This window comes from Atlantibacter subterraneus (assembly GCF_007570865.1).
GTDB classification, from domain to species: domain Bacteria; phylum Pseudomonadota; class Gammaproteobacteria; order Enterobacterales; family Enterobacteriaceae; genus Atlantibacter; species Atlantibacter subterraneus.
In genome coordinates, this window is record NZ_VLPS01000005.1 from 323,047 (window position 1) to 343,421 (window position 20,375).

Consider the following 20,375-nt stretch of genomic DNA (forward strand, 5'->3'; position numbering starts at 1 on the left):
GTCCGCTTAGCTCAAAGCAGCCTATGATATCTGCTTAAAAAACAGGCTTAGTATAGGATATTCTCCGTTTTCCAAGTAATCCCTTTAAAGATCTCCTACCGACCCACGGCCGTTTTGGTACTGCCACCATGCTGGGTAATGCGAGGACGGCACTTGATCTTCACTGCACCCCGGGTGAATGAGTCGTCCGAGGCCTTGCTCGACCATACATAGGCTTCGCCGGTGCCGAGACGGCTCATCTTATCGGAGGTCAACTCACCAAGAGCGGCATTCGCCTTCTGGATGTGTTTCAACCATGCGGGCGAGTTGAACTTGTGCATAATGATCTGTGAAGACAACTCGATAAGAGAGATCGGGACTGATGGCGGGTCCTGAGAGGCGACCATAATGCTGGTTCCCTTGTGGCGCATCTCACGGACAACCTCGACCAAGCCGGAAACCAGATCATCGTTCTCGATATATTTGTGAGCTTCATCGAAAACCACCAGCTTATTGAAGGCGCTTCCCTGGTAGGTTGCTTCTGAGAAAACCTGTAGCATCACCACGAACAAACCGAGAGCTTCGTCCTTCTCGATGTATTCATCTCGCAGATCCACGATAATCAACCGGCCGGGACGAATCAGATCCTGGAGACGCTGGTTATCATCGATATATTCGCTTGCAAACAGTAAGCGCGTCTGGGCCAGCTCCTTTAGATGATCGGACAAACCAGAGTTATCGATGCCTGCTCGCAGAGAATCCAAGGTCAAGTTATCCCGCAGTCCCCTCATGATGAGATTGATTTGGCGCATATACATGCTCTGGCTACCAATCGCTCCCATTAGGAATTTCCAGTGTGCTGCCTTAAGTTCAGCGGCAGAAAAAGCAATCGGCTTAACCTCAATATCCGGGTACTCGGCCCTACGATCATCTACCTTGTTGGCAGGGGTAAGAATCAAGACATCCTTCAATGCTTCCGGGTTGGCCTTGTAACGCTCACGAAGGATACGGATCTCATCCTCTACCGAGTTGGCATTAATCATCGAGGTAAACTCCGGCGCATAATCCTGCGTCGGGCTATAATGGAAAATAACTGTGGCGAGCGGGCTTGGCAGCACATTGATGTGCTGAATCGGCATTGAGGCCATCTCAATTGCTGTTCCAAGGGTGTAACTCTTTCCACCGCCTTGAACCCCGAAGAGACTGATCGTGTGGGTATGATTGAGGTCCAGCGCGATTTTCCGTCCGGAAACCTCTCCGAGCAATCCGTACTGCGGTGAACTACCATTAACGCCCAGCATGATGTCGTAGCTGATTTCGGCTTGAGGCTCGGATGTCAGATGCTCCTGCACTTCAAGCTCGGGTTGAACAGCTTCTTCCGGTTCCACATCAACGGTGGCGGGTTGTTCGTCATCTTTTTCTTGTTTGGGCACAATGGTGGTAGGTTCAGGTGCTTGCTCGACGGGTTTCGCCTGTGCTTCCTTTTGAACAGGTGCGATGGTTTCCTCTGAGACAGAAGATGTTGGCAGGGTGACTGGTGTCTCCAGCTCATCGTCCCAAAGCTCGTCCACCGTCCAGGATGTCGAGCGGACCCTATTAGGGGCAATGAAAGCGGCAGTCTCGAGCTTCGGTACGTTCGAAATGAACTGTTCGCTCAGAGTAGGAGCGGTCGGTACTTCCTCACTCTCGACAGACACAGGCTTGCGGCAGTTCTCCAGCAAGGCATGAATGAGATCCTTGCCGATACGATGGAATTCGATGCCAACCTCGTTGTCCGGAGATTCTGTTCCAGACTTGTCAAAGTCGAAAACCAAAGCGCACCGCCTGAATTGAAGCGAGTAGCCCTGCTCAATGGATTCAAGTAGTCCTCTCGCTTCGTGCGCGGCAGTCTCTTCAAAGATCCCATAACGCAGTGAGCGTTCCAGATAGAACCTAAGAATCTGAGCCAACTCCCGGCTCTTGAGCAACCTATCCGGCCGATCCGGTTTTTTCAGGGCCGGATCAAAGTGACGCTGGAGGATGCGCTCACTCTGATTTATCTGGGCGGAGATCCGTTCCTTCAGTTGGTTGAAAGCCGCAAAGGCACCAACCTGCGAATAACACTTCACCTCAACCAGATTACAGGTGATCGTCCTAGTGGTTAAATCTAAATCAAACAAACCCAAGTCGGTACGTTGTAGGCTGATAGCATCGTTAACATCGTCTGACTCACCGCTTGAGCGATAGAGGTCCGTGTGTGCGTCTAATGGCACAATGATCTGATTGCTTAACGCGCCTTGATATTCGAGATAGAGCCTCGCCAGAGCCAGGCCAAGAGCCTCCGCCTGTTGCGTACGTGCGGAAATCAGTTTCAGGGCAAGCTGACCAGAAAGCGAGCGTAGGTTCGCGAGTATCTGAACCGACTGCTCTCCGTCGGCGGACAAACCGTGCTCAAGCAGCACCGGCTTCAGCATGGCCTCCAACTCATCGTTCGAGCGCGAGGAGATTATCAGATTATGTGTCGCCTGGGAGCTGGCTCCTGGCACATAGTCAATCAGATAATCCGGTCTGTTCTTCCGACCTCCATGGTCGAAAAACTCAATCCCCATATTTCGGTCGATAGTGAACACCCAATCGCTGATCTGGTGAACCTCGTAGATCAGCTCTCGTTGGGCCACATCGAGGCCAAGGGTTACAACGGGTACGGCCTTGAAACTAGCACCAGAAGTGGCAACCGCTGAGGTTGCAAAACAGAGGTGACGGCTCAGCGACGACAGCAAATCGAAACACGCAGCCTGGTTGTTCGCACTGAAGGAGCGCCCAATAATCGGCCGCTTATTCCAAAAGGTACCCGAATCGTCGTCCACGAATTCGGTGTCAAAATCCTGTATCAACCCATACAACGGAGTCACCCCCATCGGCCTCTCGGAAATGGAAAGCTCCTCGGCGGGGAACACATCCAAAAGAACGCTGATGTGCGCTGGAAACTCCTTGGAATTTGCATGGAATTCATTCAGCGCGTGCTTGGCCAAGTTCAGCTTGGAAAACAGATGACTGCCAGTTGAGGCCGCAAACGCGTCTGAAGCCTCATTCACCGTCGCTCCGGGACGAACTATGGATTCAAGCGCCTCACCCAAAACCGGCGAGTCAGGCTCGGAGGTAAAGAGCCGTATGTCATAGCGCAAATCGGCATACTCACGTTTCTGCTGAAGCGCTATCAGAGCCTCAGCTATTAACGAACCTGATCCGGGGTTAAAGATATTCAGCGATAGCTCTCTCACATAAGGATGCTGGGAGAGATAGCGCTCAATCTTATCCGCAATAACCTTTCCGGAAATATCAGTTCCCGCCGCAGAGGGCTCGACCAAGCCAAGTGCCGAGCAGACCTCCGCCATCAGGCCACGAGAATTATCCTCGGTTGTTGGAGCGTATAGCGCCCAAAACGCATTTAGATTGTCCACCGGCGTGAAGATACGACCATCCTCTACGGGAATGCCAACAGGATAGGCTGAGGGCACAAGGCCATCCAATAGGGCAGAACGGACATGAGGAATGTATTCTTTCCCACCTGACTTGATCTTCCCGATCCAATCCTTGCCCAGAGTGACCCAACTGTTCAGCCACAAGGCTCGGAGCGGATGGGTTGGGGAGACCAAAACAGCCTCGCGATGCCTTCCACGGAAGTCGGTCAGGATGACATGGATTGAATCAACGGCCAGTACGTTTCTTAGCGATTGCAGGTGTTGCTGGCGCTCGACACCAGAAGTCATCTCGGCCTGGCGGATGAGATTCCTGACCAAGTCAAGATAGCTTTCAGCATACGCGAGGCATTCCTTTTCAGAGTCCTGGAACAACAGCCCCTGCATGCTCAGTTCGGCAGTGTCTTTGCGCACCACTGCAAAAAACTCTTCACGGGCAGCCAGGAAAGATGCCATCGCGGCAGAAGTAGGCAGCATGAGTCCGACCTCGGAGGGTGGCTCAGCGGTATCCAGGTTGATCTGCATTCGCCAGCCTGACGGGTGTTTAGGCTTTGCTAAGATGCGTTGCTCGATGATTTTGAGCGTACGTGATAGCGGAATCTGAACGGCCCCCTCACGACCGAATTTTGCGTGCAAGGTTTCCAGGCGGGAGGTCTTCTTGGTACGACCGCCCTCGGACCAAGCTACACCACTGATAGCGATATCATTGGGATCACGTTCGTCACCCAGGGCTGTCAATTGCAGTCGGAAACGTGCATGCTCCAAGCTCTGCTCAATAGGAATGGCACGTTGGGGGGGCTCTTCTTCAATGTTGCCACCGGGCAGGACGTAGAAAGGCTCACTCTCGTAAGAGCGCTTAGCGCCCTCGGAGCTGAAATCCGCTTCCAGCGGAATAGGGTCGCCATCGGCAGTCCAGGGCATTACACGGATGAAATGCCATCCTTCCTCGAATTCTATTTTATTGAGTTTAGCCAGGCTGGTAGTACATTGCAGGCGGTTCGGCGTCCAGGCTTTTACCTTTTTAGATTTCCCTACCGGGCCGTCATTCTGCGAAATGATTTGCACCATAAAATGGTCAAGCCCACTGACCTTACCGGGATGAGGATTAACCTCAAACACCACGTTCATTTTACGACGGTCGTTCGGTACCAGAACCTGTTGCCCGATGAGGCCACTGAGTTGATCGTCCGTCTCATCATCCGCAACGACAGGCAAGTCAGTTTCCAACACTGTCAGAAGAACCTTGTCCAGTGATAGCTCTTCTTTGAACGTCCATTTATCGAAAGAAATGCTCCACCAACTTTTGTCTGTCGCAATGGGGGGCGTCCAGGATTCGGACTCATGGACATCGTATTTTTCAAAGTAGGTGAATAGACGCGACTCCAATGCCTTATCGCTGAGCCCGAGATCAGCAATACGACCACGAACCGACTTGTGCGAGGATATCAAACTGCGGACGCTGCCAAGATTACGGCGAATTTTTCCAATGACCATGCCCGGATCGGCAAAGAGCTTGAAGTCCGGGATCAACGCCAATTCATACAGACTTGCCCCAAGAGTTTCTCCATCAATCCCGTTTTCGAGCGCGGTGAGTAGATACCGCGCGCGCGAAACATCGTCGGCAAACAGCCATTCCTCCTCGGTGAGGATACCCAAAAGATCGCGAACATAGCCAGCCAGCGTTGCCGGGAGCCGGTCAAGCAGCGAGTCGATCAGATCCTCGTAGATACCGGTGAAGGCAAGCTCCTCGAAGGTCGCCACGCCAAAAGAATCCTCGGCGCTAGTACGGAGCGAGGTCGGTATGAACACCAGCAAAGGCTGGCGCAGTTCGCCGTTCGCGTCAGGATTACGCAGTTCCACCAATTTGGTGGAAGTTACTCGGAAAGACATGCCTTCTTGGTCATGACTGCCGAGTATAAATATGTTTCCGTCAGGCCAAATTCGCCTAATTTCCCGACATACTGACTCCATAACTGCGTCATCAAGGTCGGTGACCCGTACACAATGTCCTGGGCCACGATCACCCAAGATCGCTTCGATACGAGGACACAGCACCCCTGCCAACGCCGCATTCAATTTATCCTGTGGAAGCTTTATGAACGCGTTACTCATGTGTGTCTCCCATTTTTATCAGTTCCATCAAATCGTTCAATTGCATATCGGGGCGATACTTTTTGGGTTACATAAGCATCCGACAAGTCCTGGTAGAATCCAATTTCACGAAGGCGGCGCTTGAAGGCTTCGAGATTGAGACGCAGGGCCCGTCTGTCCAGTATGCTGCTGTTAGCTAGGGTTCCTTCCGGTAACTGGTCGATGTAAAGACCGTAGCGGTTCTTTAAAAATGCTAACAATTCTTCGATGCGAACCTCGTGGGTCACGAAACGCCCGCCGTCTTGGGTAAGTACGGCTACCTGGAGGAGCACTTCGAGCAGCTTGCTTCCCAACACGAACCGACGCGGGCTTCCCTTAGTCCGTGCTTGAGCCAGAAGCCCGCTTTCTTTATTCTTCAGCAGAAGAGAATCCAGGCACTCAGTGATGTATTGGCGGTGATACTTACCTCGATAGGCCATCAGGATCTCAATGAAGGAATCGAATTCACCCAAGCCCATGGCGGTGACGTCCCTGATCTCTGGGTCTAAATCCTCATTCCTGGAGGCCGATTCTTCAATTAGGCTCGCCAAGCGGAATTTGAAGTAGGCTTGACGCTCGGTGTCGTGTTCGGGCTTCAGCAGGGATATCAGATCACTAACGGTGAACACACCGCCTCCAGGGGGAGCCAATTTACCAGTCTTTTTGCTCAGGTATTCCGCCATTTCATCGAGTTTCTTGACGACAAAATTGGCCTGCACAAAAGCAGGTATCTGACGATAGAGCCGGTCAGTGGATTTTCGAGCTAACTCGACCATGTGAGGATTGTTTACGTCCCCCATATCTACTATCAACGCCAAGCGGTAAGGGCAACCTTCCAGAGCATTGTCGAGACCCGGGTTGATCGGGCATTCCCTAGCGGCGCAGAGATCGTTACCTGAACGCTGCTTCACCAGCTTGGGCAGCATTTGCAGTAGTTTGAGGTGATATAGTGCCAGATGGAAAGCCATCAGAGTTTTGAGATAATCAACCAACACCGAGCGCGGGATATAAGGCTCATAGGCGAGTAGACGCAGAATATCGTCAGCCAAAATATCGGCCTGGCCGATACATAAAGGTTGGAAACGTGCGGGCTCCTTGGAATCCTTCATATCCTGCGTAACCTGTTGGTCTAAGCGCAAGATGGCCTGCGTTTCCACATCCACGGAAGCGTTGGGATCGTAACGGTCCGTCACCAAGTCGATCCCCGGGAAGAAGAAACGCTTCAAGGCATCTCGCGCCGCTTGGCCCTTACCTTTGCGGGCATAGAAAAGCATCCAGTAGATTTGCTCTGCAGCGCCGTAATCTCGGGTATGCTTCGCGTTACGAAACTTATAGGTATTGCCATGCAAAGGACGTGGTGCAGCTAGAGCTTGGTTGCTTTTACCTCTATTCACTAGATCCATAAGATCTGTTTCAATCCAGGCTCGAACAATTTCAGGGTTTTGATCGAAACCAGCAAACCACTCGGGATGTTCAAGGAAATCTTCGAGAAACTCCTCAACTGAAAGATCGCCACCGCGAGGAGGTCTGCGACTACCATAACCATCGTATTTCAATCGTGGAAACAACATAGTGAGTACGCGATCCATCTCAATATGTTTAAAATCGAGATAAGAAACTTTCGGGATTCGAAACTCTTTGTCACGGCCTTTAATTGACATTGTATTCGGCCCCCTTTTCAGATGCTTCCATTACTAGCCGTCCATCTTGTTCTCGACGGATTTCGTAAAATTTGTGGCCAGCCTTGGTTAACAATACTTCGTTGTAAGGTACAGAGGCCAACAAGTTCTTAAAGACGGACAAGCTCAACAAAAAGCCTTCTTGCTCTTCTACGCTTGGTCGGTAGCCGTCGTTAAGGCGCATCAGCATTTCATATATATCGAGATTGATACGTAGGCTGGCCTTGTGCCCTTCGCCGGAGTCATAAAGCAGGACCAACGCCTGAGACAGGCACTCGAGGAAAGGATGAAACGCGGTCTCCTGTTCGGTACGAAGCGAAAAATAGTCACCGTCGAAAAGCCGGTAACTGCGAATGGTACCTTTATCCACTTGGCGAACACGCAGTGCCAACTGGTTACCTAACCTCGCAGGGTCGCTTAAACCTTCGCCTCGGTTGATGGCTCGGAGAATTGCGGTCACCTCATCGTTGCTTTTTGTACCTGTCCGCTGCGTGGAGACCAAGAAGGGATCGATGCTTTCATATGGCAGCATCTCCTTCCACCCCATGTCCCTTCGTTCGAAGAAATGGCGACGTCGCATATGTGAAATGTAATTCCGATGTCTGGAAATCAATCGGGCACGATTTTTCGATGAGTAATCGCGAGGCAGACTGTCAAACAGCGCTTCAACCAATTCATTGTCATATCCGGCTCGTTCTGCAAACGAGAAACGACTCATAGCCTTAGCCCTGGGATGGAGAAAGCCTAACTCGCGGTCCAGATCAGGGTTGCTGACTTCAGCAATGTCGATCTCGCGCAGCAGAGCAATAAGTCGGTCATTGGAGCCTTTTTCCCCACCAAGCCACGAGTTGAAATAGAATCCGTCCAGGATGCGGTTTTGGACCTCTTCACCACCGGTCTGATAAAGCTGGTGAATACCGTCACAATCTTGGGTGCCCACTAACATGAAGGCCAACGCCGACCGTAGGTCGCGCATAGTGATATGCAATCTCCCGCGAAGGTGGGTAATGGTGTAGAGCATCTTCAGACGCTCGATCACCTTGGGACCGGCAACCGGATCCTGGAAAGTCCGGGCATTATGGTAGGCAAAACACTTGCCCTTGATGTCACACTTCTCGCAGGCTTGCCAGTATTCCTGTTGTGTCATGCGGGCAATCAGCCTCTCAAAAATCGAAGGCTGACTTTCTTCGGGGTCAGCAACTACCGAGCGCAAATTGAGGTTGATGATCGTTATACCGCCTTCCGGAACGGCCCCGGCCAAACCCTGTTGGATCTGCCTGGCTAGCAGCGGGTACTCCTCTTCATGCTCCAGGAAAAAATCGACTAGCCGTCCCTCGTTAATGGCTATTAGGCGAGTCTGATTTTCGGGCCAGCTAGAGGCATCCTTACCCGCGAAAGGAGCAAAGAATTTCCGCAACACCGCATCGTTTCGCTCATCGCCTTCATCCTGGCTGCCGTCATAGTTACTCAGGTAGGTATGCCCCTTGATCTGGAACACTGCTCCATTCGCGCCACGTTGCATCTGCGCGCCCTTGCTCTCGGCAAAGGACTCAACCTGCTGAATAAAGGCGGTCTTGCCATCACCTGCGTTACCGCTAATGATCACGAGCTTAAACTCGCCTTTGAGCAAGGCGGGCTTAAGCTTCTCGTCCAGATATGTCGGCACATAGGTGGCCTTACCAACTTCATCGAGGCCACGGGTTCCCGCGTTGGATACTTGGCTCTGGCTGTAGAGGGTCAGCAGATGGGTGACAAAGGGGTTGCTATTGGGCTTGGTCGGCTCGAAGCCCAGCCTGGATACCACCTTGGGGCCGGCTCCAATCTCGCCGGTGGTCAGCACCGAGCGCAGACGCTTGACCTCAGCCATGGCAGTCAAGAACTCATCGACTGACGTGAAGCGCTCCTTACGCTCCGGCGCGATCATCTTCACCAGAATGTTGACCAGTGACGAGCTGAGGTCGGCACAGCCTTTGAACTGCTTGGGGTCCTTGGGTTGAGTCTTGATCGGCGGCGTGGGATCGTCGAACGGATACTTGCTGGTCAGACACTCGTAGAAGGTGATACCCAAAGCATAGATGTCGCGGTCTACCCGATCAGAAGCATCCGGCTCGGAATTGTAATCGTAATCCGGCGGCAGGTAGCGACGAGTGCCACCACCTCCCTGAACCTCGTCACTTTCGGATACCGCGACATTGAAATCAATGATACGAACACCTTTATCAGTCCATAGCAAATTAGAGGGTTTAACGTCCTGATGATAAATACCATGTTTATGGAGATGCGCTAAGCCCTCGGCTGCTTCGCGAACAATGCGAACAGCATCATCCAACGCCAAGGCTTCAGTATCGATTAGATCGGACACGTCCAGGCCTTCCACATACTCAAAGACGATATAAGGAGTTTGATTTGCATCAGCCATTCGATCGGCCCAGATAACCTTAACGACATGTGGATGATCTGGCAGGCTAGTGAGTGTCTTATATTCGCGGCGCAGGCGCTCATAAACGCTACGCCGGTCTTTGGTCACAAGTTTGATAACGCGAACTACATCGCCTAAAGCATCAAATACTTTATAGACCACCCCAAAGCCACCACTGCCGAGTTTCTTTTGCACACTGAAACGCTCAGCTAATACAAAATCGGCAGGCAGGTTGGTTAGGTCATCAGGAATGTTAAAAGCTGGTGCAGAAGGTTTTTTTTCACTTTTGCCTTCGGGTAATATCAGATCTTCAAATTGCTTTTTAGCTATAGCAGCGCTGGCAAAACGATCTTCAGGATCGAACTCACAAAAGGTTTGCAACCACTCATCAATGCCTTTGGGGAAATCAGGTTTGTGCTCCGAGGGTTTGATAGGGAATTTACCATCGGCTTCGATCATTTGATCAATATTTTCGTAGGGCAACTCACCAGTTAGCAACTCGTAAAATACTAAGCCTGCAGAGAATAAATCAGAAGCAATGGAGGCCTCTTTCGGCTCAGACTTTTGCTCGGATATCACTAATTCGGGAGCGCGATAAGCCGAATCGAGATCTTCGGTAATTTGATTAGCAATAGTTTCTGAAATCGATCGGTTTTTACCTACTCGAGCAAAGTCGAAATCGGTGATGCGAGCTATACCCCCTTTAGTGATGAGAATCGCATCTGGTGTGAGGTTTCGATGAATGACCTGATGTTGATGTGCGTGATCCAATGCAGAAAGTACACCTTTGATCACTTGGTATTTTTGATCTGTTGTGAGCGCAAAAGTAGGCTTTTTTAAATGCTGACGCAGCGCTTGACCTGAAATATCATCGGCCACCAAAGTAATTTCATTACCATCGTCAGATTGAATCAGGTCACGCACAGCCAATACATTCGAATGAGCACTCATGTGCTGAACAGCCACAAAAGCATTACTGATTTTTTTCAGTTCGTCTTTGCGGGCGGCTTCCTCTAGATAGGGGTCTGCGCGATAAACTCTTAGGCGAACCTGACCCGCCTTCGCACCCAATAAATTGTGCTTTGCCCGGTACTCGGTGTAACGGTCTGTGCCACCAAGTTTTTCTATAACCTGCCAACTTCCAAACACAGGGGGAGCTGATTTTGGCTTGGCTCTACCTTGAATGGCTTTGTCAATATGTGAGTGATAAGAACGAATATCAGAAAGACGGTGGCTTGGGATTTTCCCCTTATCAGTAAAGAGTTTTAAGCAGCGCTTGTAGTCAGTCACATCCGGGCTATCGATGCCAGCAGGATCATATAGCTGGGCATTATCTGCTGTAAGCAATACAACCGCATGTACATGCACTTTACGTAACTCGATTATCCCTTTATTGCTGTCAGCCAATAAGGTGCTCATCACCTTGGCGTGGTTGCGCAGCTTTGCCAGAGGGGAGTGAAATTTTTGCCTCCCCTCGGGATACCACTTTGAGCCATACACATCGATGTTGCCACGCGTTCCTTTGACATCCACCAAATAAATCGCATGAGGCGCGAGGATGGCGATATCGATTTCGAACACCTCCTCCCCTTGACGCATCTCGAAGTTGTGGAAGATCAACCAGCCATCGGGAAGATGATCCCGAAGGAAACCGATGGCCTGGCGTTCAGATTCGTTTGCAGGTTGCCCGATGGGTATGACCTTCGCCATTAGCGTTCCCCTGTCTCGATAATTCGCTCAACGAGAGCACGAGCTTCATCTTCAAGTTCAATGGCTCTGGCTCTCTTTTCCCAGGCATTAGAAGCTATCTCGTGAATCTGTAGTCTCCGTGCTTTATGAGGCCAGTAGATTAGTATCTTGTTAGCTCCAACTTCCTGTAATACAGGAATGGATGTTCCAGCAGAATGTCGCATTACTAATCTTTGCCCGAAACCTGTCGCCAAATATGTAAATATATAACCGGCATCTTCGGGAGAATGAGGGACTAGCCTCATAACAGCTTCTGTAACTGCCCGCCCAACCAATCGTTTATTTGCAAGTACCGGGGTTCCAAAAATTCCATATCTTTGGCCAACACATTGAAATAAGATCATTCCCTCTTTTACAATGAATTGCTCAAGATTTGGTGTTCTTAAGGCTATTTGATCATCGGCTGCCTGATCCATTCTGAGCAATTCACGCCCACCGAGAAAATCAATACCGGTCCCATCAACTTTAATTCGCTTTAGAATTGGCGGGCGCAATGCTCGCGCATAATTTCCTACTTCACTTAGAGGGACTCGAGCCTTCTCAATCGCTTCACCTACAAAACCAATATAATGAAAGGCATCAAGGCGCTCAGAAAATTTCTTCATCGAAACAATTTGAATTGCACTGGACTGAACATGGCGGTTTTTCCACCTTACTTCACCACCTCCGATTTCTTCCTCAAGATCTTTTGTGATGTGCCTTAATGCAGTAGAAGCCTCAACCCTCAAAGCAGCAGCTTCACAAATGAGTTCATGCGCCTTATCTTCAATTATCCCAAGTCTGGGCACAGGTAAGTCTGCAATATGTTCAGGCTCTAGATGAGTGATAATGGAGCCGTATGTCCCCGAAATAACAAGTGGCACACCGAATTTTGAGCTAAGATAGGCGTATAAATATCCAGGCTTTATTTTGCTTTCATCTGGAACCACTCGAAGAACATCCTCAGTGCAGGCCATTCCATTCATATCTGAGCGTGAATACGCCATGCGTCCAATAGTTCCAGAGCGAGTGATAAGGGTCCAGCGCTCCTTAATGAGAAGTTGACTATTTTGACGTGCCGCAGCTTTTGAAATGTAACTAACATTGCTCAGGTCGGATTGGAGAATGTCAGTGCTTGATAGAAATGGATACCCATTCTGCTCATCCTCAACCCAAAGGCGAGTAATACGGCCTGGATTTATTATTCCAGATATGCCGCCCTCAGTTAGATCTTGAAGATGATCTTTTCTTACTCTAAGTTGCCCGAGAAGCTCTCGTGCCTCAATTGCTCCAGACATATACGGTCCGCAATCAAGGCGGCGAGCCTGTTTCTCTATCCAGCTACTCGGAACTGTTTTTACCTGAAATTTTCTGCTCATAATGTCACCTCGCCGGTTGCGCGGAATTCCTTGTATTTCTCTGCCACCAGCGGTAGCTCGTCATGAATGCGGCGGTTGCGACGTGTGACTCTACGAATTTCCACTTCGCCACCTACACGAACTCGCTCAATAACTTCGTCATCAAAAACCAGCTCTTCACCATTGGGGGCACGCAGGAATAGGAGATTACCCCGGGCATCAACCCCAGCTCGATCCACCACCGCCATGAACACCTTATATTCTCGAGGTTCGGTATTTATCAGTTCCTCCTGACTGCGGCGGCGGAGGAGCAATAAACTCGGTAGTGCGGGTGATAGACCATATTCCTTCACCGTAACCTTGAAAGGCTCCACCGGCAGGTCAACCGAGGCCAAAACCTCGCAGTGGTGCAAAATCCACCAGCGCACGTATTCATCGCCAGGGTTGCCCAACAAGCCATCAGGTAAAAGGATGCCAACACGACCGGTGCCAGGTTTTACCCATTTCAAAGCACGTTCGATAAACAACACCTCGGGAGGTACGCCACCGGTACTCAGATTGCCAGTGTTACGGAATCCACCTTCTTCATCGCGCTCCCAGTAGTTGCCCAAGTCATAGCGCTCCAGAATGGAGGGGTCGGTCACCGTGTCTTGGGTTGAGAACCAAGGGTTGAGCATAACCATATCCATGCTGCCTAGCTGCATAGCCGGGCGGGCGCTTTCAATGCCATCCAAATCACCGTCCGGGAACGTGCGGGCATCGATGCGGAACACTCGTCCAGGATTGCCGGTGGTGAACAGCAGGTTCATGCGACTTGCGACGGCTAGGAAGGGATCAATATCACAGCCTAAGGCATTGCTGGCCGCCCAGGCGGCGGTTTCATTTTGTGCCTGACAGATTTGTTCCTTAGAGGCCTCTTCAGGAGTGGTGCCGAGGCCAGCCAGTTTCTTCTTGAAGATATGCGCGGCAGTCATGGCTAGGAAAGTGCCGGTGCCGCTGGAGCAATCCATAACGCGCTCTTCGGGTTGTGGGTCAAGCATCTCCACCACCATTTCAGCCACGTTTAGAGGCGTAGGGTAGCGGCCCTCGCGGCCGTCCATCGCACCGCGGGCAACTGTTCGAAAGGCTCCGGTGCGGTAACGGGGCTGGGTTTCACTTAAGTTATAACGGGCCAACTCCATCACCACGCGGGACGTTTCGTGGGGTTCCAGAGTTAGATCCCAACCACGAGTCAGCAGGTTCGGCTGCCAAATTTTGGCGGCGGCAACGGATTCGCTGATGCGCAGGGCAATAGCCTGTTGACCAGCCTCGGTGAAAGGTTCGTCCCCTCTAATCCAGAATTTGCGTTCGCTGGTAGGCTGAGTCTCATCAAAGATCTTGGCCAGCATCAGCACTGCCAGCTGTTTAAAGGAATCCTTGTGATCGAGCCCCAAGTTACGGTTCAGATACTGGCGGCAACGCAGTAGAGCATCCTCCAAGTCTTCCGCGTCGGCGCTAACCTGAATGACACCTCCGGCACGGTCGAGATCTGCGGTACGTTCGCCCGGCACCGGCCATACACCCAGCGGCTTGGTGCGGACCTCGAATCGAGTGCGCTCTACCTGAAACAAGAATTCTTCCTGACCATTGGTCCACATACCCAGCGTAGCTCCGGGGATCAGCTCCAGCAACTCCTTGAGCTCAAGCAAGTCAGTATCTGCCTCATTAATGAAACGGAGCTTGTCACGCTTCTTCTGGTTCTTGCAGACGATTATCCGCTGTAGGTAGTCGTTGTTGTGCTCGGCATTGGGGCGAAAAATGGCAATGTCGATGCGCTTACGCCCCTGGCCGGGAATCTGGGGATTGTAATCAACCTCCAAATCGTTTCGATCAAAACCGTAGCTCTCGATGAGTTGACGCAGAATTTTCTGCACCAACAACTTTTTGGCCGAGGTCCTCTCCTTGTTGCCGGTCAGAATGTCGATAAAAAAGTTATCCGGGCCGCTCTCTTCGGTGGAATCCTGCAGTGCTTCAATGATGTCGTTTTGGTCACTCATCCGTTCTGCTCCATGAGAAATTCGCGGTACCTCTCTGCAATGACCGGCAGATCGTTGTCCTCGATCTTTTCGCCGCGGATCAGAGTCCGTTCCAAGAAGCGCCCACCTATGCGAATACGCTCAATGTGCTGCTTGGGCTCAATGATTTCTTCACCATCCGGAGTCCGTTTGTAGAGCTTGTTTCCACGACGGTCGTAGCCAACCTTGTCGGCCACGGCCATGAAGACCGGATATTCATCGATCCCCCCCAAGGCTTCGGCGCGTTTTTCCTCTTCACTCTTACGCCGCAGGAATAGCAGGCTGGTAAGGATGTTAACGTTGGCCTCGGCGATGAAAGCTTCCACCGGCAGGTCTACAGAGGCGAGCACTTGAGTTTCGCGCATGATCCACCAACGGATGTATTCTGCAGCTGGGTTACCGAGAACACCATCGGGCAGAACGACACCCATACGACCTGTACCTGGCTTGAGCCATTTGATGCATCGCTCAATAAAGAGAATCTCCGGGGCCACACTGCCTTTCAATGACCCCGTATTGCGGAAACCACCTTCGCCATCTGATTCCCAGCTATGTGCTAACTCGTATTGTTCAAGAATATGTTTGTCGGTGATCGGGATATCTGAGCCGAACGGAGGATTGGTGGCGATGATATCCACTGACCCCAATGGAATTTCCCTTTTAGCGGAAGACAAATCGGCCAGATGTCCCAGCGGGAACTCTAGAGAGTTGATGTTGTAAATGTGACCCCGACCGTCACCCGCCAGCACCATGTTCATCTGAGCAGCGCGAATCAGGAAAGGGTCAAAGTCGGCTCCAAACACATTGGCTGCAGCATATTCTTTCAACCGTTCGTGGACGTTCAGAAACTCGGTGGTGTCCTCATTCCCGCTCTGGGTATTCTGCTCCTCGCGGAATTTCTTCAGCATGTGTCCCAAGGTGGCGACCAAGAAGCCGCCGGTCCCGCAAGCAGGGTCTAGCAACATCTCGTTTTCCTTGGGATCGAGCATTTCCACGGCTAGCTTGACTACACCCCGAGGAGTGAAATACTGCCCACGGTCGCCGCGCAGGTTAACGCCCACCAACTCTTGGTAGGCCACCCCCTTGGCATCGACGTCCGTACGGGTGAAATCGTATTTAGCTAACTCAGAAACGATAAAGGCTAAGGCACGGTTGGAGAGGGTGATCTCCTCGTTGCCCCGGAAGATGTTCTTATATTGCTTTTTAACCTCGCTAAAGAGTTCCTCGATACGTGCACGGATGGCCTTTCGGCCCTCAGCTTCAAACTGCTCTTTAGGACCTGCCCAGAACTGTCGCTTCCATGACTGACGTTGGACCCCTCTAAGGTTTTCGTCATGCATTTTGCAGAAAATCAGATAGAGGAACTGCCAGAAGGCGGCATCCTTTGGCATGCCTTCGTTGCCATGGATGAAGTTATGGCAACGACGGAATGTGATTTTAAGCATCTCATTGTCAGCGACGCGCGTGTGAGCATCAGAGATAACCTCTTTGGTGCCAACAGACTCTTCCGCCATAGGCCAGTCGCCGATTGGGTTGCACTTTGTTTCGAAGCGCTTTTGCTCTTTTTCAACAAAGAAGAACTCCAAACCGTTAGTCCACAAACCATACTTAACGGCTTCAACCTCACGCATAATAGCTTCAATTTCATCAAGATCTTGAGCGGCCTGCTCAAAATCGCGAATACGCACGGCATTTTTTCCAACGTTCGGTTCCTGGCGGCAGAGCACGGCACGGCCTAAATTATCGATGGTGTGTTCCTTACCATGGTGGAAGATGGCCACGTCCACCTTCTTGCGACCGCCAATGGAAAAATCCAGCTCCATGTCTTCCGGCGAGAATCCATATTCGTGGATTAGGGCGCGAACGATCCGCTGCCGGACTAGCTCCTTCTTCGTTTCCTTGATTTGTTTGCCGGAAACGTAGTCGAGCGTATACCCAGCCGGTATCGTGTTTTCGGCTTGTGTGCTGATCTTTTTGCTCATTTAAAAACTCCGCGCTCCGAGGTCAGGGTCATTTTGTATTACCCTCACCGAAATCTTGTGTTGTATGTTTCTGTTGCTCTATCCATGCGTCGATATCCTTTCGGGAAAATCTCCACTGGCCTCGGACCTTGAAAGCAGGAAGTTCCCCGGTTTGGGCCATGGAATAGACCGTCTTCTCGCCGACCTTAAGTAAGGCGGCGACATCCTTTATTTTCAGAACCTCTTCATTGCTCATGCCGCCTCTCCTGAAGGGCTGTTGACCGTCTAAGCACAGTGTCAGAACAGAGGTGGTTTTCCTACCTCTGGGTGAAAATAAACCAGAATATACCGAATTATGCTAAAGATTGCCAGATAGGTTTCGTGTTGCAAAACACTAAACAGCAAAGTATATTAAACGCTATGAAAAACTTTGGTGAAACCATCCGCGACCTTCGAGTCGCCCAAGACCTTGGGTTGCGCGAGACTGCGATCAAGGTAGGCATTTCCCCCGCCTATCTAAGTCGCATCGAACGTGGCAAGGAGCGTCCGCCAAGACCAGAGGTAATTAAGGAGCTGGCCAAGGTACTTGCGGCCGATCCTGACGTGCTGTTCCGCTTGTCTTCCTCCACAGACCCGGAAGTTGTCGACTACCTTCATGACCAACCCGAGGTCATGAATTTGCTCCGCTATGTCAAGGAGGCCTGTTTTACCGAGGATGAGATCAAGAGCCTCGTTCAAGCAGCCGAAAGCATCAAGGCCAACACTAATTAACTCACCGCGCCCAATTGCTCCCGAGCCAAAATCCATTTATGTGACAACACAAAAACATGATCACTTACCACTTTCGCTGATAATTCCTGCAAAACTTGGCACTGAATTCCAAACTCAGCTACAGAACAACTAATCCTGAATTTGTGTGCAAAACAGCTTGGTTTTTCATTATCTTTAATACTATTATCTGTACAAAATCTGCCCCCACAAGCCAGCCAATTTGCAGCCGTGCTCTACTTTGTCATAGATAGGTTCTGAATAGCTACACCATTTTCGTTTATACAGTCTTTCAAGTGGAGATAAGCTGTATTTTTCTTTGGAAACACCAAAAATGCGACTGAAACCATTCTCTTCATAAGACAGGTCGTAATGTATATACACCTCTCTAAACGAACCTACTGGCGTCAGAATGTATGGAAAATACTTCAGACTTAATTGTAGTGTTAAATCATATAACCAGTAAAGTCGGGACATGCTGAATTCTTATCTTTCAACTTTCTAAGCCCCCCCTAATAGTTAAAAGTCAACGGACGAAAGCACTAAAACCTTAAAAACTCATTAATGACAACCAATATTTACAGACCTACCGCACCAAGCACTTTTTAATTTTACATATAAATAATATTAAAAAAACAGTAATTATTACTGTAGACAGAATTATATCTTTACCTCAGTAAATTCTCCCGATGCCACTCCAGATAACAATACGATTCAACAGGAAACGCCTTTATTTTCTCCGGCAACAAACACTGCTCTTTAACACTAATATCCAGCTCGTTGCTAATTAATAAACGCCCATCGTTCTCAAACGAAATCCACCCCTGATCGAATAAAATATCAATGTGCGCAGCCAATATAATTCCATTATAAGGATCAAGGCGTTCACTCCCATTCTTGCAGGCAGCCCACGGCTTTATATGGCTGGCACGCAGTAACGGCGCAAAACTCGTTCCCGTAACAGGGCATGCCGGATACAACATGAGACAATTTTTCCGAAAGGTACCCTGCCCCAGCCGTGCCGCAATCAACTGCTCGCGTACGGTATCTTCAATACTTTTATCCTGCTGAATAATAAGACAGTCACGTTGCGCCTGTTCATCGCTATCAGACGATATTAACGAAAGAACGCGCTGCTCAATCACACTCTCTGAAAGCACACTCAATCGCTGATGCGCACGCTGCGCTGAATGAGAAAGCGCAGCAGGAGCGCCCTGCTCGTCAAGCCAGCCGACACGCACATCACTAAGCCAGGAATCAAAACGGTCACGACTATTTTTCAGACTATTGCGAAACTCACTAGCGGTTTTGCCCGCCCCGAAACGGGGATAAAACAAATCATAAGCCTCTTTCCATTTCAGAACACCCAATCCCACAGGTGGTTGAGATTTACCGTACTTCGACAAATACCATGCTACTTCAAGCAAATCGTCTTCCGAACTATTCAATGTTACATCCTGTTTTTCCAGCGTAAATCATCTCCAGATTATGTCTGAAAAGATCGTTAACTAAACTGATCAGGTTAGTTGTTTTAGCAAAAACATCTCACACCGGTTTTCGCCATCAACAAGCACGACACGCAACCAACAACACAAAAAGGAACACCCCATGCCCCCACACAAAATCCGCCAGGAGTGGCTGACGCTGGACGAGGCCGCAGAAGTCATCCGGCAGCACAACATCACGTTGCTGCCCGCCGATCTGATCCGCCACGCCCTGCACGGCGATCTGCCACTCTCGGTCTACTTCCCTTCTCCTGTACTTCTGAGACCACTCAATCCTCCTTGCCACTTTGCCTGCCAATTCAGCAAGCCCCCCTTTCCGCCTTCGCAGTGCAACAAACCCGGCAACCGTAAAGTGATGGCGAACTCTCCGCCGTGCAGACGCGACCCTACTCTGCAACTGACCACCAGCCATCTGTGGAATTTGCCGTTAATCGGCCTTGAGCGCCTTCTGCTCCACCAGCAACTGGCGAAAACGTTGAATCGTCCTTGCCCCAAAGATACCCATTGCTGCAACCAGATTGGCATCGTGGTCTGCGATGAAAACGACAGCTACTACCAACTCTGTTGCCGCAAATCGTTGCGGGAGCTTTTACTGGAACTGCTCGCCACGCAAAACAATCTTCAGGAAGAGCTGCATCTGCTGATTGGTCAGTTGTATGGCAATGGCCGCAATGACCTGAAATCCCGGCTCAGTCTGTCCGTCTGCTACCTGCAGGATACATTGCCTCCTGACGCACTGTTCGTCATCCGCCGCACTCATCTCGAGGCCTTCCTGACCCGTCATCAGCCAGAATCAAAGGAGCGGATCACCTCCGCGCTTTCGCGTTTGCTGTGGCTGGCCTGCAAGCACAACCCACAGCTGGACGATGAAATGCTGGAGCATCCCTACAAACTGCTGAACATTTTCGAATGCTGGGCGCGCGAGGAAGGTATGCACCTGCCGCTGAGCCCCTAAACGTTGAAAACCGCACTCCAGCGCGGCGCACCGCCGTAACGCGATCAACTAACCTTTTCAACTAACAACTCTCACTAACCCAGATAAGGATTTTTACTGCCTGGCAGGGATGCTGCTGCTTTGATAACCACGCCCATTGTGCTGATGTGAACAAATCTGGACACAGGAGGAATGGTTATGAATAGCGACCGGTTTTTACGCTTACACCAGGTGGAAGATAAAATCGGCTTCGGTAAATCGTGGATTTATCGGCAAATACAGCTGCAACAGTTTCCGCCGTCCATTCGACTCAACAGCCGTCACGTCGCCTGGCTGGAAAGCGAGGTGGACGCGTGGATCCACCAGCGCATCCGCCTCACACGCGATGTCTGAATGCCGGAG

General features: G+C 50.6%; 12 protein-coding genes. 3 read left to right on the forward strand and 9 right to left on the reverse strand.

The genetic code is table 11. From position 1 onward, the window contains the following. Window positions 1-95: 95 nt before the first annotated feature. The 7 genes from mads8 to mads1 are packed head-to-tail and all read right to left on the reverse strand — an operon-like array spanning window position 96 to window position 17,022. Entirely contained in the window at window positions 96-5,549 is a 5,454-nt protein-coding gene (mads8, locus tag FND52_RS11330) for a methylation-associated defense system ATP-binding protein MAD8 (RefSeq protein WP_144130864.1), read from the reverse strand. Further along, window positions 5,546-7,228, reverse strand: a complete 1,683-nt coding sequence (mads7, locus tag FND52_RS11335) for a methylation-associated defense system protein MAD7 (RefSeq protein WP_144130866.1) — start codon at window positions 7,226-7,228, stop codon at window positions 5,546-5,548. The genes mads8 and mads7 overlap by 4 nt, the downstream gene beginning before the upstream one ends. Then, window positions 7,218-11,375, reverse strand: a complete 4,158-nt coding sequence (gene mads6 / locus FND52_RS11340; protein ID WP_144130868.1) for a methylation-associated defense system protein kinase MAD6 — start codon at window positions 11,373-11,375, stop codon at window positions 7,218-7,220. The genes mads7 and mads6 overlap by 11 nt, the downstream gene beginning before the upstream one ends. After that, window positions 11,375-12,772, reverse strand: a complete 1,398-nt coding sequence (mads5, locus tag FND52_RS11345; RefSeq protein WP_144130870.1) for a methylation-associated defense system restriction endonuclease subunit S MAD5 — start codon at window positions 12,770-12,772, stop codon at window positions 11,375-11,377. The genes mads6 and mads5 overlap by 1 nt, the downstream gene beginning before the upstream one ends. Further along, a complete protein-coding gene (mads2, locus tag FND52_RS11350; RefSeq protein ID WP_144130872.1) occupies window positions 12,769-14,787 on the reverse strand; it encodes a methylation-associated defense system DNA methyltransferase MAD2 in 2,019 nt (672 codons plus the stop codon). Before mads2 (FND52_RS11350) ends, mads5 begins: the two co-directional genes overlap by 4 nt. Then, on the reverse strand, window positions 14,784-16,787 hold the full coding sequence (gene mads2, locus FND52_RS11355) for a methylation-associated defense system DNA methyltransferase MAD2 (RefSeq protein ID WP_144130874.1): 2,004 nt from the start codon (window positions 16,785-16,787) through the stop codon (window positions 14,784-14,786). The genes mads2 (FND52_RS11350) and mads2 (FND52_RS11355) overlap by 4 nt, the downstream gene beginning before the upstream one ends. A 28-nt stretch (window positions 16,788-16,815) precedes the next feature. Then, the gene (gene mads1, locus FND52_RS11360; RefSeq protein ID WP_144130876.1) at window positions 16,816-17,022 is read right to left on the reverse strand and encodes a methylation-associated defense system helix-turn-helix domain-containing protein MAD1; all 207 of its coding nucleotides are present in this window, start codon (window positions 17,020-17,022) and stop codon (window positions 16,816-16,818) included. Window positions 17,023-17,186: 164 nt separating this feature from the next. Between mads1 and FND52_RS11365 the strand changes: the two genes are divergently transcribed. Beyond that, window positions 17,187-17,537: a helix-turn-helix domain-containing protein gene (locus tag FND52_RS11365; protein ID WP_144130878.1), complete on the forward strand. Its 351-nt coding sequence runs from the start codon at window positions 17,187-17,189 to the stop codon at window positions 17,535-17,537. A 183-nt stretch (window positions 17,538-17,720) separates the two neighbouring features. On the opposite strand, the gene FND52_RS22155 is transcribed toward FND52_RS11365, so the two are convergent. Together FND52_RS22155 and FND52_RS11370 are read right to left on the reverse strand one after the other, a co-directional pair. Beyond that, window positions 17,721-18,011 (reverse strand): DUF8093 domain-containing protein, encoded by a 291-nt coding sequence (locus FND52_RS22155; RefSeq protein WP_481753065.1) that lies wholly within the window; start codon window positions 18,009-18,011, stop codon window positions 17,721-17,723. Window positions 18,012-18,202: 191 nt separating this feature from the next. Further along, window positions 18,203-18,982 (reverse strand): HNH endonuclease, encoded by a 780-nt coding sequence (locus FND52_RS11370; RefSeq protein ID WP_144130880.1) that lies wholly within the window; start codon window positions 18,980-18,982, stop codon window positions 18,203-18,205. Window positions 18,983-19,142: 160 nt separating this feature from the next. Between FND52_RS11370 and FND52_RS11375 the strand changes: the two genes are divergently transcribed. Next, window positions 19,143-19,994 carry a hypothetical protein gene (locus FND52_RS11375; protein WP_144130882.1) on the forward strand — a complete coding sequence of 284 codons (852 nt, stop codon included), beginning with the start codon at window positions 19,143-19,145 and terminating at the stop codon, window positions 19,992-19,994. A 177-nt stretch (window positions 19,995-20,171) separates the two neighbouring features. After that, entirely contained in the window at window positions 20,172-20,366 is a 195-nt protein-coding gene (locus FND52_RS11380; protein ID WP_144130884.1) for a helix-turn-helix transcriptional regulator, read from the forward strand. Window positions 20,367-20,375 lie beyond the last annotated feature (9 nt).

Coding starts and splice junctions, on each gene's coding strand:
- mads8 (WP_144130864.1), bottom strand. CDS start 5,549: ATGAGTAACGCGTTCATAAAGCTTCCACAGGATAAATTGAATGCGGCG.
- mads7 (WP_144130866.1), bottom strand. CDS start 7,228: ATGTCAATTAAAGGCCGTGACAAAGAGTTTCGAATCCCGAAAGTTTCT.
- mads6 (WP_144130868.1), bottom strand. CDS start 11,375: ATGGCGAAGGTCATACCCATCGGGCAACCTGCAAACGAATCTGAACGC.
- mads5 (WP_144130870.1), bottom strand. CDS start 12,772: ATGAGCAGAAAATTTCAGGTAAAAACAGTTCCGAGTAGCTGGATAGAG.
- mads2 (WP_144130872.1), bottom strand. CDS start 14,787: ATGAGTGACCAAAACGACATCATTGAAGCACTGCAGGATTCCACCGAA.
- mads2 (WP_144130874.1), bottom strand. CDS start 16,787: ATGAGCAAAAAGATCAGCACACAAGCCGAAAACACGATACCGGCTGGG.
- mads1 (WP_144130876.1), bottom strand. CDS start 17,022: ATGAGCAATGAAGAGGTTCTGAAAATAAAGGATGTCGCCGCCTTACTT.
- FND52_RS11365 (WP_144130878.1), top strand. CDS start 17,187: ATGAAAAACTTTGGTGAAACCATCCGCGACCTTCGAGTCGCCCAAGAC.
- FND52_RS22155 (WP_481753065.1), bottom strand. CDS start 18,011: ATGTCCCGACTTTACTGGTTATATGATTTAACACTACAATTAAGTCTG.
- FND52_RS11375 (WP_144130882.1), top strand. CDS start 19,143: ATGCCCCCACACAAAATCCGCCAGGAGTGGCTGACGCTGGACGAGGCC.
- FND52_RS11380 (WP_144130884.1), top strand. CDS start 20,172: ATGAATAGCGACCGGTTTTTACGCTTACACCAGGTGGAAGATAAAATC.